General features: G+C 33.9%; 11 protein-coding genes. 6 read left to right on the top strand and 5 right to left on the bottom strand.

Annotated features, from left to right (window positions below):
- Positions 1–29 precede the first annotated feature (29 nt).
- Positions 30–1,550, bottom strand: coding sequence for an APC family permease (locus JI747_RS01485; protein ID WP_225685763.1), 1,521 nt, complete (start codon positions 1,548–1,550; stop codon positions 30–32).
- Between the two features lie 165 nt (positions 1,551–1,715).
- Here JI747_RS01485 and pnuC point away from each other — a divergent pair, with 165 nt between their 5' ends.
- The 5 genes from pnuC to JI747_RS01460 all read left to right on the top strand — a co-directional run bounded on the left by pnuC (position 1,716) and on the right by JI747_RS01460 (position 7,677).
- Positions 1,716–2,387, top strand: coding sequence for a nicotinamide riboside transporter PnuC (gene pnuC / locus JI747_RS01480; protein ID WP_225685762.1), 672 nt, complete (start codon positions 1,716–1,718; stop codon positions 2,385–2,387).
- Positions 2,388–2,391: 4 nt separating this feature from the next.
- Positions 2,392–3,003 carry a hypothetical protein gene (locus JI747_RS01475; RefSeq protein ID WP_225685761.1) on the top strand — a complete coding sequence of 204 codons (612 nt, stop codon included), beginning with the start codon at positions 2,392–2,394 and terminating at the stop codon, positions 3,001–3,003.
- 92 nt (positions 3,004–3,095) lie between these two features.
- Positions 3,096–3,863: a diaminopimelate epimerase gene (gene dapF / locus JI747_RS01470; protein ID WP_225685760.1), complete on the top strand. Its 768-nt coding sequence runs from the start codon at positions 3,096–3,098 to the stop codon at positions 3,861–3,863.
- A gap of 28 nt (positions 3,864–3,891) precedes the next feature.
- On the top strand, positions 3,892–4,917 hold the full coding sequence (gene mltG, locus JI747_RS01465; RefSeq protein ID WP_225685759.1) for an endolytic transglycosylase MltG: 1,026 nt from the start codon (positions 3,892–3,894) through the stop codon (positions 4,915–4,917).
- A gap of 168 nt (positions 4,918–5,085) precedes the next feature.
- On the top strand, positions 5,086–7,677 hold the full coding sequence (locus tag JI747_RS01460; protein ID WP_225685757.1) for a TonB-dependent receptor domain-containing protein: 2,592 nt from the start codon (positions 5,086–5,088) through the stop codon (positions 7,675–7,677).
- A 62-nt stretch (positions 7,678–7,739) separates the two neighbouring features.
- Here the strand turns inward: JI747_RS01460 and JI747_RS01455 are convergent, their stop codons facing one another.
- The 4 genes from JI747_RS01455 to JI747_RS01440 form a co-directional block, all read right to left on the bottom strand.
- Positions 7,740–8,177, bottom strand: coding sequence for an adenylyltransferase/cytidyltransferase family protein (locus JI747_RS01455; RefSeq protein ID WP_225685755.1), 438 nt, complete (start codon positions 8,175–8,177; stop codon positions 7,740–7,742).
- A 114-nt stretch (positions 8,178–8,291) separates the two neighbouring features.
- Complete coding sequence (gene galE / locus JI747_RS01450; protein WP_225685753.1) at positions 8,292–9,311, bottom strand: UDP-glucose 4-epimerase GalE; 1,020 nt, start codon at positions 9,309–9,311, stop codon at positions 8,292–8,294.
- 16 nt (positions 9,312–9,327) lie between these two features.
- Positions 9,328–9,825 carry a hypothetical protein gene (locus tag JI747_RS01445; RefSeq protein WP_225685751.1) on the bottom strand — a complete coding sequence of 166 codons (498 nt, stop codon included), beginning with the start codon at positions 9,823–9,825 and terminating at the stop codon, positions 9,328–9,330.
- Between the two features lie 4 nt (positions 9,826–9,829).
- Positions 9,830–10,954 (bottom strand): DegT/DnrJ/EryC1/StrS family aminotransferase, encoded by a 1,125-nt coding sequence (locus tag JI747_RS01440; RefSeq protein WP_225685749.1) that lies wholly within the window; start codon positions 10,952–10,954, stop codon positions 9,830–9,832.
- 168 nt (positions 10,955–11,122) lie between these two features.
- On the opposite strand from JI747_RS01440, the gene JI747_RS01435 reads away from it, so the two are divergent.
- Entirely contained in the window at positions 11,123–12,727 is a 1,605-nt protein-coding gene (locus JI747_RS01435) for a S8 family peptidase (protein WP_225685747.1), read from the top strand.
- Positions 12,728–12,796 lie beyond the last annotated feature (69 nt).

Below are 12,796 nucleotides of genomic sequence, written 5' to 3'. Positions count from 1 at the left end.
ATCTGTGGATTTGTATCGTTTTAAATTTTTTATAAATCTAAGTCAGGTTTTTGTAAAGGCTCCTGCTCAGCTTTGAAGGTTTCCCCGTATCCTACTTTGTGAAGTTTAGAATGTCTAAGACTGTACGCAAAATAGATAATTACCCCTAAAGCTAACCATGCCGTTGATAATAATTTCGCTTCGTGGCTTAAGTTCCAGATCAAATACACATTGATACAAATTCCCAATGTTGCAATTACAGGCAATGCAGGAACTTTGAAGTTTCTTGGCAAATTCGGTTCTCTTTTTCTTAAAATCCAAACCGCTACACATACCATAGTAAAGGCAAATAAAGTTCCGAAACTTGTCATATCTGCTAATTTACTGATCGGCGTTAATGAAGCTATTGTAGCAATTACAATTCCTAAAAGCATTAAACTTTTTGCAGGCGTTTTTCTTACCGGGTGTACATCGCTGAACATTTTAGGAATTAATCCGTCTTTAGACATTCCTAAGAAAATTCTTGACTGTCCCATAATCATTACCATCAATACAGAAATCAAACCTACAGTTGCTGCAATCGTGATGATATATCCAGCCCATCCCTGTCCTGCAATTTCAAATGCATAGGCTACAGGAGCTTTAATAGCATCCGGGAATTTCCCTTGAGGATTAAAGTCTGTATAATGCATCATCCCTGTAAGAACCAATGAAACTAAAATATACAATACTGTACACACCAAAAGTGAAACAATAATCGCAAATGGCACATCTTTTTTAGGATTAATCGCTTCTCCAGCTTGCGTAGAAACCGCATCAAACCCTACATAGGCAAAGAATATCGCTGCTGCTCCGGAAATAACCCCTTGAATTCCGTAGGCTTCTTTCATAGTCTCGCCTTCTTTCACCATGGTCGCGGCAGGAATAAACGGATTCCAGTTATCAGCATTAATAAAGAAAGCCCCTGCAATAATTACAAATATAACCGCCGAAACTTTCATGATTACAATAAGGTTATTGGCTTTTGCAGCTTCTTTAGTTCCTTTAATTAACAAAGAAATTACAACCAAAACGATTACGAAAGCAGGTAAATTCATTGAAAAACCTTCTCCTGCGTAACTTGCTGGATCCGAAGTAAGGTAATCCGGAAGATGAAGGCCAAACATTTTTAATAATTTATTAAAGTATCCGGACCAGGAAACTGCTACCGTCATAGATCCCATTGCATATTCAAGGATAAGTCCCCAACCGATAATCCATGCGAAAATTTCTCCCACAGTACCGTAAGCATAAGCATAAGCAGAACCTTCTACAGGGAGAATAGAAGCAAATTCAGAATAACATAAAGCAGCGAAAACACACGCAATCCCCGCAATAATAAAGGAAAGCGCCAATGCAGGTCCTGCATGATAATAAGCACCTGTACCTGTTAACACGAAAATTCCGCCCCCAATGATCGCTCCGATTCCGATAGCTGTAAGACTCCATTTACCAAGTACCCTTTTAAGCTGACTACTTTTAACATCATTCTCAAAAGCACTCATCGGCTTTTTCGTCCAGATTTTTGACATATTTTACTATTTATTAAAGATTTACGAAAATATAAAAAATTTAGAGACCTTAACGTTTATTAGCACTTTTTCATCATTAATTTTAAATAATCACTTCTAAAAAACTGATTACCACTACATTTAATTCATTTTCACTTCTCTTATTTTTTGTTTATTTTTGGCGTCATGAATTTATATGATCTTTTCATAAAACCCTATGAAACCTACACTTCTTTCCAAATTTTCCTGGAAGCCTTTGCTAGTGTATTTGGAATCCTTAGTGTATATTTTTCGATCAAAAAAAACATCTGGGTCTATCCTACCGGAATTATTTCTACTTTAATCTATGTTTACATCCTTTTCAATTTTGGATTATTAGGAGACTGTATGATTAACGTTTATTATACGGTAATGAGTATTTACGGATGGGTATTATGGGCAAAAAATGCTGAAGACCACGTTCACGTAGAAGTAACCTGGGCTTCCAGAAAAGAATGGATCTACGGAAGTATACTTTTTGTATTAAGTTTGATTTTAGTAACTACCATATATTACTATAAACCTTATATAGATAACCATTTTTCCATGAAAGGCACAGATCTTGGATTATATCATTTAGATTGGGGCAATAAGCTGGACATTATAACTACATCTATATTTTTGGTCGGAATGTGGTTTATGGCTAAAAGACGTATTGAAAATTGGGTTTTCTGGATCATCGGGGATTTTATTTGTATGCCTATGATGATTTATAAAGGTCTCGGAATCACTTCGGTTCAATATTTGGTATTTACTATATTGGCTATCTTAGGATACCTCAATTGGAAAAAAAGTTATAAAGAAAAAAAAGTACAATAAAGTCATGAAAAATTTATTTAAAATAGCGTTGGGTATTTTCATTATGAGCAGTCTTACTTCTTGTGCAGTATACTCAGATGCTGGATACGGATATGGAGACCCATATTATAATAACGGATATTACTATGCTCCAAGCGGATATTATGGCAACGGAGGATATTGGGGAAATGACGGATATTACTACCGAAACGACTATACGTATTACTACGACAACGGAATGCCTTATTATTATTACAATTATAATAATTCCAGAAGAAAAGTATATGTAGAAAGAAGAACAACAAACACATCACAAAGACCTAATAACGGTTTTAGAGGTGGTGTGAATGATGGAAATTCAAACGGTGGCTACAGACCGAATAACGGACAAAACAACCAAGGTGGTCAAAGACCTAATAACGGTTTTAGAAATCCGAGTAATCAGAACAATCAAGGAAACCAGAACCAGAACAACAACAATCAGGGAGGCTTTAGAAACAATACTTCCAATTACAATAATAATTCGAACAACAACAGTTCGAACGGCGGTTTCAGAAACAATTCAGAAAGCAGCAGCCAACAGAATAACTCGCAGCAGAACAACACTCCTAACAGAAGCGGCGGCGGGTTTAGATAAAACGATTATAAATAAGAAAACGAACAGCTAACACTGTTCGTTTTTTGTATTAATTATAGTAATTTTGCAAGTTCAAATTTAGACAAATACCTATGGATTTTTATAAATATCAAGGCACAGGAAACGATTTTGTAATGATAGACAACCGTTCCGGTGAATGGAATGATCTTTCAATTGAGAATATTCAAAAACTTTGTGACCGCCGTTTCGGAATCGGTGCGGACGGACTTATTAAAATCAATGCTGTTGAAGGATATGATTTTGAGGTTGATTATTATAATTCAGACGGTTCAAAAAGTTTCTGCGGAAACGGAGCCCGTTGTTCAGTTGCTTTTTCATTTTTTTTGGACATTTTTGAGGGTAAATGTAAGTTTATGGCTATTGATGGAGAACATGAGGCAGAAATCCACAACGGAATCGTAAAACTGAAAATGTCTGATGTTAATACCATTTCCAATGATGGAGAAGACACAGTAATGGATACCGGTTCGCCACATTACGTAAAATATGTTGAAGATATCATCAATTATGAGGTTTTTGCTCACGGAAACGGGATCAGAAATTCTGAAAACTATAAGGAAAAAGGAATCAATGTCAACTTTGTGGAAAAAATTTCTGATGACGAAATTTTCGTAAGAACCTATGAACGAGGCGTTGAGGATGAAACTTATAGTTGCGGAACAGGAGTTACAGCTTCTGCTTTAACTTTTTTACAAAATAACAATCTAATCTCTGTAAAAGTTAAAACCCTGGGAGGAAATCTTAAGGTTTATGCTGAAAAAAGCGGAAATTCTTTTCAGAATATTTGGCTGGAAGGTCCCGCAAAACAGGTTTTTAGAGGAAAAGTAGATCTTATTTAAAAACAAAAAAACTTTAATTACCATTTAAATGAAAAAAGCAATTCTTCTCATCATCCTGCTTGTAGTTGTAGTAGGCGGATTTTTTGGATTTAGATTTTATAAAAAATATTACGGAAACAATATCGAAAAAGACGGATATGTTTTGGTTCCTCACAAGGCTAATTTTAAACAGATCTTAGATTCTGCAGCAAAATATGTTGATAACAAAGAAGCTTTCGAAGCCGTAGCAAAAGAAAAAGATCTTGAGAAATATTTTAAACCCGGTCGTTACCATTTTCAAAAAGGAATGGGAAACTCCAAACTTATCAATATGATAAAAGCCGGAAATCAGGCAGAAAACAGTTTTAGAATCGGTGATTTTGGAGATGTTTACCAAATGATAGGTAAAGTATCTAAAAAAACAGAACTGGATTCGTTACAGTTTGTAAATGAACTGAATACTGTTGCAGTAGAAAAGGGCTATAATAATGCTGAAGATCTTAAAAAATACTTTTTCATTGATACCTACAATTTTTTTTGGACCGTAACTCCCCAAGAGTTTTTCAAAAAGTTTGATGACCAATATAATGAGTTTTGGAACAGTGAGAGAAAAGCAAAAGAACAACAATCAGGTTTAACAAGGGATCAAATATACGCTTTGGCTTCTATTGTTTATAAAGAATCTGGTGGTAAAAACGACGAAATGAAAACGATTGCAGGATTGTATCTTAACCGTTACAGAAAAGGGATGAAACTTCAGTCTGATCCTACCGTGATCTATGCTATTAATAAGCAAACCAACTTTAAAGAATCTATTAAAAGGGTTTTTTACAAATATTTGTCAACTCCTTCCCCATATAATACTTACGCCAACAAAGGCATTCCTCCGGGACCGATCTGCGTGGTAAATAAAAATTCTGTTGATGCAGTTCTGAATGCTGAAAACAACAATTATATTTTTATGTGTGCCGATCCCTCAAGACCCGGATATCATAAGTTCACAGCGAGTGCAGAAGAACATGCTATTAACGCAAAAGCTTATCAGGACTGGCTAAATTCAAACAATATCAAATAAAAAATAATTTTAACTTTATTTTAACAAATCAACAATTAACATTTAGCTAAAAAACGCGACATATACATTACAAATAATAAACAACCTTAGTATTTTGATATTTTAAGCAATTAATAATTTCACAATATTAAGACAAATCTTTCACGATTTTACTATAAAAAAAACGTTATGAATCAGACGGAAATCATTAACATTTTCACTAAAAAAACCTTAGGGCTTACTTTTGTACTTTCTGCCGCTGCATTTGCTTTTGGACAGGAAAAAGTAGGTATTTCAGGAACTGTTGTTAATAAAAACAACCAGCCTGTCCCTTATGCTTCAGTTACTTACAGTAACAAAACAAGCAAACTTCTCAGCGATGCTGCTCTTACAGACGAAAAAGGTCAATATAAACTTGATATTACTCCTGGTAATTATGATATTACTGTAGAAGCCATTGATTACAAAAAAAGTGTTATCAATAAGCAGATTGCAGCAGCCGGAAATATAGGAGCTTTATCTATCGAGCCGGAAAAAAGCGCAACCAATATAAAAACTGGAGACATTCAGGCAGTTGTTATTACTGCTCAGTCTACAAAACCTTATAAAGTAGAGCTTGACAAAAAAACATATGATCCGTCTCAAGACATCATCAGCAAAGGAGGAAGCCTTCAAGATGTTCTTTCTAATGTACCTTCTGTTTCAGTAGATACTGATGGTACAGTTTCTATGAGAGGAAGTTCGAATGTAAAGTTTTTAATCAACGGGAAACCATCATCGCTTCTTGGAATTGATGATGGAGCTAATGCTTTACAAAGTATTCCTGCTGATCAGATAGAAAAAATTGAGGTTATCACCAATCCCTCTTCAAAATTTGAAGCAAGCGGAACTTCTGGTATTCTTAATATCATTCTTAAAAAAAGTAAAAAAGTAGGCTTTAATGGTAGTGTTGTTGGTACTCTTGGCTATTTTCCAAGAACCAGCCTTAATGCCAATCTAAGCTGGAGAAAAAATAAAATGACTTGGTTCCTAAATGGTGGAGGCGGTTATACTGAAAATCAAAATAAGAATGAAACTGAAACAACGTATCATAATATTATTTTACCAAATAATATAGATCCTACTTCACCAACATTTACACAACCTCAGGATATACCAACATATCAGTCTCAGGATTCCAAAAACAAAAGCTATAGTAAAAATTACAATGCCACAGCAGGTTTTGTATATGATATCTCAGATAAAACGTCAGTGAACCTTTCTGGTATGGTGAGAACTTTTGATGGTGATTCTAATGAAAAATTAAATTCTATTGATGATTTTTTCAGGTATTCACCAACTGCTAATGCATGGCAACCACTAAGATCATTAATGCAAAGAAATTCTAATGGAATCAATAATAATTTAGCATTTCAGGGTGACTTTGGTCTAGATCATAAATTTGATGACAAAGGACAAAATATTTCATTATCTTTAAGTTTACAAAGCAATAAAAGTAACAACAATTCTAATATTGCAGAATATTTAGATTCTAATTTTGTCCGTGATGATGTATCGGATAGAAACTCCACTAATAAAACACTAATCGGAAAGATAGATTATGAATTACCAATAGGAGAAAACTCGAAATTGGAAGCTGGCTACCGTATCGATAATAATAATAATGACTATACAAGCGTTGTAACAAGTACTGTACAAGACCCAGTTATTGGATATTATAACAATTCTACTGTTTATAAAGAAATGTTTAATGCATTTTATTTACAATTCAAAAGTAAAATTGGTAATTTCGGGTATCAATTAGGCCTAAGAGACGAGCAATCTAACATTAAAATAGATTATCAAAATAAAGGAGGCGATCCAGCTATCAACACTACTAAGAACTACAATAATTTATTCCCTAGTGTTTACTTAAGCTATGATGTAACCAAAGATAATCAAATATTACTAAACTACTCACGTAGAATAGACAGACCTCGTTCTTTCTTCATGGTACCTTATTCTAATTATTCAAACAGACAAAATGTTTTTGAAGGAAATATTAATCTTAATCCGTCATACGTAGATTCTTTTGAACTTGGTTATAATATTTCTAAAAGAAAATTCACGGTCAATCCTACTCTTTATTATCGTCATTCAACTGATGACAATAAAATGTTAGTATATAGAAAAGACGAAAGAACTGCCGATTTCTTCACAAAACCAATTAACCTAGGAAATGACGATCGTTATGGTTTAGATTTAAACTTCACATATGATCCTTTTGCATGGTTAAAACTAATGGGTAGTCTGGATGTATTTGGGTACAAAACTTCAGGTATTGCTTATTATGACATGATTGATAAAAGTGGTAATCCTGGCATTGGCAGTATGGATTTCACAGGGAGTGGCGTTTCTACAAGAGCTAGATTAAATACTACATTTAAAATAGATAAAACATTCAGCTTCCAGTTACAAGGATTCTATAGAGGAGCGCAAAAATCGGCAAACCAGGATACTAAAGATATGTATGCTTTAAATTTAGGAGCATCAAAAACAATATGGAAAGGAGACGGAACCATTTCTTTCAATATTCAAGATATCTTCAATACAAGAAGTAGAGAGATATACAGCTATAGTAGTGATTATACCCGTAGAAACTATATGCAATGGCAACCAAGACAATTCTCTATTTCTTTAACTTACAGATTTAAGCAAGGTGAGAAAATTGAGCAAGCTAAAAGAAAGAAAGACATCAACTCCAATGCAACAGGAGACGATCAGCAAGGAGGACCAATGTAATCCTTATTTTATATAATAAAAAAATCCCGAAATTACTTTCGGGATTTTTTATAAACTATTAGCTATTTTGCCAATTTCAATTGTTCTGCTTCGAAAATTCTTTTTCTCAGATCACTCGATGAAAATCTGTGGTCTCTTTTATTATAAAAAATCTGAATTCCTTTCTCTTCACAATATTTTTTTCCGGTAAAATCTCTATCCATATAATCGTCACCAATAATTCTGACATCTATAACGAATGATTTCAAAATATCTTCCAAATCTTCTTCTGTATAATAAGGAATGATCTCATCTACCGCATTTACTGCTTTTAGCTGGATATATCTTTCTACAATAGTTTGGGTTGGCTTATTTTTATTGGGTCTGTCATGCGAAGGATCAATCTGTAATCCTACAATCAGGTAATCACATACCGTTTTTGCTTCCTCCAACATTTTTATATGACCGGCATGAAGCAAATCAAACGAGGAGAATGTAATGCCTATTCTTTCTGTTTTCATAATGTGTATTTAAAATTTTGCTGATAAAGGCTCTTTTAATATATAAACCAATATTTGGCTAAAGTATTATTTAATTTTTATATTTTTTCACTTTAAGATTTTAAATTCAAAAAATTAATTTCGCGAATTTAAATATTTCTGCCATTCCCAGGTAGTTTTCAACGCATCTTCCAAACTTGTTTCCGACTTCCAGTTGAGTTCTTTTTCTGCCTTGTCTACATTAGCATAAGCAATTGTAATATCCCCGTCTCTTCTTGCGCAAATCTGATATGGCACATCAACATTATTAGCTGTTTCAAAAGCTTTTACTACTTCCAATACGGATGATCCTTTTCCAGTCCCTAAATTGTAGATGTCAATTACAGCTTCCTCTGACTGGATCTCGATTAATCTTTTTAAGGCAGCAACGTGCGCTTTAGCCAGATCAACTACATAAATATAATCCCGAACAGCCGTTCCGTCTGTAGTTGGATAATCATCCCCCCAAACACTTAGCTTTTCTCTTATTCCTGCTGCGGTCTGCATTACATAGGGAACAAGATTATTAGGAACCCCAATTGGGAGTTCTCCGATTTTTGCTGACGGATGAGCTCCAATCGGGTTGAAGTATCTCAATAAAGAAATTTTTCGCTGATAAGCTTTAGCAAAATCAATCAAAATCTCTTCTCCCATTTGCTTGGTTTTCCCATACACACTTTCAGGCATTTTCAATGGAGTATTTTCATCGATTGGCATTACATCAGCTTGTCCGTAAACAGTACAAGATGAACTGAAAATAAAGTTTGAAATATTTCTTGCTTTAAATTCCTGAAGAATATTAATTAAAGAAAATAAGTTATTCTCATAATAATCAACCGGTTTTTCCTGACTCTCTCCCACTGCTTTATAAGCCGCAAAATTGATACATCCATCAATTTGATGTGCATCAAAAACCTGATTCAAAAGCTCTTTTCTTTTTAAATCGAAAGGATAGAAAACAGGCTTTTTACCCGTAATTTCTTCAATATTTTTTAAAATAAATTTTTCAGAATTTGATAAATCATCTACAATAACAACATCAAAATCGTTATTCAAAAGTTCTACAACCGTGTGTGAACCAATATATCCAAGACCTCCTGTTACGAGTATTGCCATTTTTTAATAATTATTTTTACTCATTATGTGTTCCTATAAAATCAATATTATCAGGTTGTCTTTTCTTACTTCTAAATTTATCTATATTCAAATAATAAAAATAGAAAACCATTATGATAAAAAATATACATCCAATCAATCTAAAAAAATTAAATGTATCGCTTTGAATATCTGAGATTGCCCCTTTAATTAAACTTACAAAACAAAATCCTAAAATAATGATCGAATAAAAATTCAAAATTTCTTTAGTATGCTTAAATCTCTTTTTTATTATTAGAGCCAAAATAGTATTTACCGCTAAATAAAAGAAAGCTAAATTATAATCACTCCTATAAATTTCAGCCTGCCTTTCAAGTAATATTGGCTCACAAGTAGATTTATCTGCCAATTCAGTAAACCTATAATAAAACCAAACTATTATTAAAAGGAAAATCAAATACAAACCACTCATTATAAGATGAAACCATAAAAAGAATTTGTATTTTCTTCCCCGCAGAAAAAATTCATTTTCCATCAACCTACCCCATAAACTCCAACACAGCATCAGTAATATACTTCAATTGCTCGTCGTCCAATTCCGTATGCATTGGCAAAGAAATAACCTGACCCAGAAGCTTATCTGTATTTACAAAATCTGCATCGTTGCTTTCCTGATAATAAGCTTTTTGTTTTCTCAAAGCAACAGGATAATAGATCATTGCAGGAATTTCTTTTTCTGTTAAGAATTTTTGTAATTCATTACGTTTGCCATTCAAAATTCTCAATGTATACTGGTGGAAAACATGGGAAGAATCTTCTGCTCTTTTCGGAGTTAAAATATGTTCATGACCAGCAAAAGCTTCGTCGTAAAAATCAGCTGATTTTCTTCTCGCTTCGTTATAAGAATCCAAGTGAGGAAGTTTTTTTCTTAATACAGCCGCCTGAATACTGTCTAAACGTGAATTTACTCCCACCTCATCATGATAGTATCTTTCATACATTCCGTGATTAACAATTCCTCTTAAACGGTGTGCTAATTCATCATTATTGGTAAAAATAGCTCCTCCATCTCCATAGCAACCTAAGTTTTTAGACGGGAAAAATGAAGTGGTTCCAACTGTTGACATCGTTCCCGATTTTTTTACAGTTCCATCCGCAAAAGTATAATCAGCACCAATTGCCTGTGCGTTGTCTTCAATAACGTATAGGTTATTTTCTTCAGCAATTTTCAGGATCTCTTCCATATTGGCACATTGTCCGAAGATATGAACCGGAATAATTGCTTTTGTTCTTGGAGTAATTGCTTTCTTGATCGCTTCTGTTGAAATTGTAAAGGTATCATAATCCACATCTACCAATACCGATTTAAGTTTAAGCAAATGAATTACCTCTACTGTTGCAGCAAAAGTAAAATCAGCAGTGATGATCTCATCACCTTCCTGTAAATCTAATGCCATCAAAGCAATCTGTAAAGCGTCTGTTCCGTTTGCACAAGGAATCACGTGCTTTACCTCTAAATAAGACTCCAATTCATTCTGGAAAGACTTTACTTCAGGACCGTTGATAAAAGCCGCTGAATCCATTACATTTAAAACTGCATTATCTACGTCATTCTTTATTTTGTAATACTGACTTTGTAAGTCAACCATCTGAATTTTTTTCATATATAAATTTTATTTTTAATCATACACCATCGCTCAAATTCTTAGTCTACGCAAATATAAATTTGTTATATCGCGATTTTGTAATAATTTATTTCTGTAAAAATAAGGAATTTAATATCCTTTCAAAAATTTTATTGATTTTGTTTTATCTTTATACAAAATAAATGCATGAATAAATTTCTATCTTTTTGTTTTTTAGCAATTTGCTCTTCTTTTTCTGCTCAGACGGAACTTGTTTTTGTTTATTTTAATGATAAACCGAATAAAGCTGCCTTTTACGCAAATCCTCTATCGGAACTCACCCAAAAGTCTTTAAACAGAAGAACCAATCTTGGTATTGCACTCACCGACCAAGACGCTCCTATAGAACAGTCGTACATCCAAAGTATACAGAATTTGGGGATTCCAGTGACTGATTATTCAAAATGGCTTAATGGAGTTGCCGTCACTGTCAATCAGGCACAGGTTAACCTCATAAAAACACTTCCGTTTGTAGTTTCTGTACAAAGTTTTGCTCAAAATTCGGCGTTAACCTTGAAGATTCAAAATCAAAATAAGTGGAACGGTTTTGAGAAAATCAATAATATATCCACACTCTTCAATTATGGTTCAGGTTTAGAACAAATTGATCAAATCAACCTTAAACCACTGCATCTTGCAGGATATACAGGAACAGGAGTCTCTATTGCCGTAATTGACACCGGATTTCCTTCGGTAAATACGGGTGCCGCCTTTTCAAGATTATGGGCAAACAGTCAAATAAAAGCCAGTTATGATTTTGTCACAAAAAGCACCGACATTTACAATACTTCACTGAATATTCATGGCTCTGTGGTACTGGGAGCGATAGGGGGTTACCTTCAGGACAGTTTTGTGGGTTCAGCGCCTGATGCTGATTTTTACCTTTACAGAAGTGAAGATACTACGGTAGAAATTCCTGAAGAAGAAATCTACTGGATTGAAGCCGCAGAAGAAGCAGACAGAAAAGGGGTTGATCTTATTACCTCCTCTTTAGGATATTCTGTTTTTGACGATCCTAAATACAGTTATTCTTACTCCAATATGAACGGAACCACTTCATTCATTGCAAGGGGTGCCGAAATTGCCGTTAATAAAGGAATATTTGTACTTATTGCAGCTGGTAATTCAGGGGAACAACCTTGGCATTATATTACAACCCCTGCAGATAATGCTAAAGTTTTCTCAATAGGCGCGGTAGATTCTGCTAATTTATCCTCTACATTTTCATCTTTTGGCCCAAACTCAGCAGGAGTCATCAAACCTGATGCTTCGGCAAGAGGAACAAATTCGACAACAGTAGAAAACGGATCTCTCATTACTGTTTCCGGGACTTCTATTGCAACACCAATTGCTGCAGGTGGAGTTGCCTGTCTTATTCAGGCTTTTTCTACAATGAACAGAGATCTGATGAGAAATAAATTACGTCAAACCGCTTCTCTTGCTCCAAGTTATACCGATCAAATGGGGTATGGAATTCTTAATTTCGGAAGTTTTTATAATTCCGTGTTAAATACTTCAGAACTCGTTAAGAAAAATTCTGTTGCTGTTTTTCCAAATCCTGTAAGAAACATTCTGAATATTGCTTCGGAAAGTGAGGTTATTTCTATAGAGGTTTATGATAATTTAGGAAGATTGATTACTAAAGTCAACAATCAGAAATCTGTGAAAGTTGAGAGCTTTGCAAAAGGGGTTTATTATCTGAAAATTCAGACAAGAGATAAAGTCTATTATGAAAAGTTTATAAAGGAATAAATTGAAAAACCTCTCGATTTGAGAGGTTTTTATTTATTGAAGTTGTTATAATTTATAATTCAATATTCT

The sequence above is a fragment of the Chryseobacterium tagetis genome (genome assembly GCF_016735585.2).
In the GTDB taxonomy this organism is placed as follows: domain Bacteria; phylum Bacteroidota; class Bacteroidia; order Flavobacteriales; family Weeksellaceae; genus Chryseobacterium; species Chryseobacterium tagetis.
The sequence above is the reverse complement of the archived record's forward strand: the minus strand, read 5'-3'. Positions and strand labels throughout refer to the sequence as shown.

Bases quoted from the DNA above. Each gene is read 5' to 3' on its own strand.
- JI747_RS01485 (WP_225685763.1), bottom strand. From the start codon at position 1,550: ATGTCAAAAATCTGGACGAAAAAGCCGATGAGTGCTTTTGAGAATGAT.
- pnuC (WP_225685762.1), top strand. From the start codon at position 1,716: ATGAATTTATATGATCTTTTCATAAAACCCTATGAAACCTACACTTCT.
- JI747_RS01475 (WP_225685761.1), top strand. From the start codon at position 2,392: ATGAAAAATTTATTTAAAATAGCGTTGGGTATTTTCATTATGAGCAGT.
- dapF (WP_225685760.1), top strand. From the start codon at position 3,096: ATGGATTTTTATAAATATCAAGGCACAGGAAACGATTTTGTAATGATA.
- mltG (WP_225685759.1), top strand. From the start codon at position 3,892: ATGAAAAAAGCAATTCTTCTCATCATCCTGCTTGTAGTTGTAGTAGGC.
- JI747_RS01460 (WP_225685757.1), top strand. From the start codon at position 5,086: ATGAATCAGACGGAAATCATTAACATTTTCACTAAAAAAACCTTAGGG.
- JI747_RS01455 (WP_225685755.1), bottom strand. From the start codon at position 8,177: ATGAAAACAGAAAGAATAGGCATTACATTCTCCTCGTTTGATTTGCTT.
- galE (WP_225685753.1), bottom strand. From the start codon at position 9,311: ATGGCAATACTCGTAACAGGAGGTCTTGGATATATTGGTTCACACACG.
- JI747_RS01445 (WP_225685751.1), bottom strand. From the start codon at position 9,825: ATGGAAAATGAATTTTTTCTGCGGGGAAGAAAATACAAATTCTTTTTA.
- JI747_RS01440 (WP_225685749.1), bottom strand. From the start codon at position 10,954: ATGAAAAAAATTCAGATGGTTGACTTACAAAGTCAGTATTACAAAATA.
- JI747_RS01435 (WP_225685747.1), top strand. From the start codon at position 11,123: ATGAATAAATTTCTATCTTTTTGTTTTTTAGCAATTTGCTCTTCTTTT.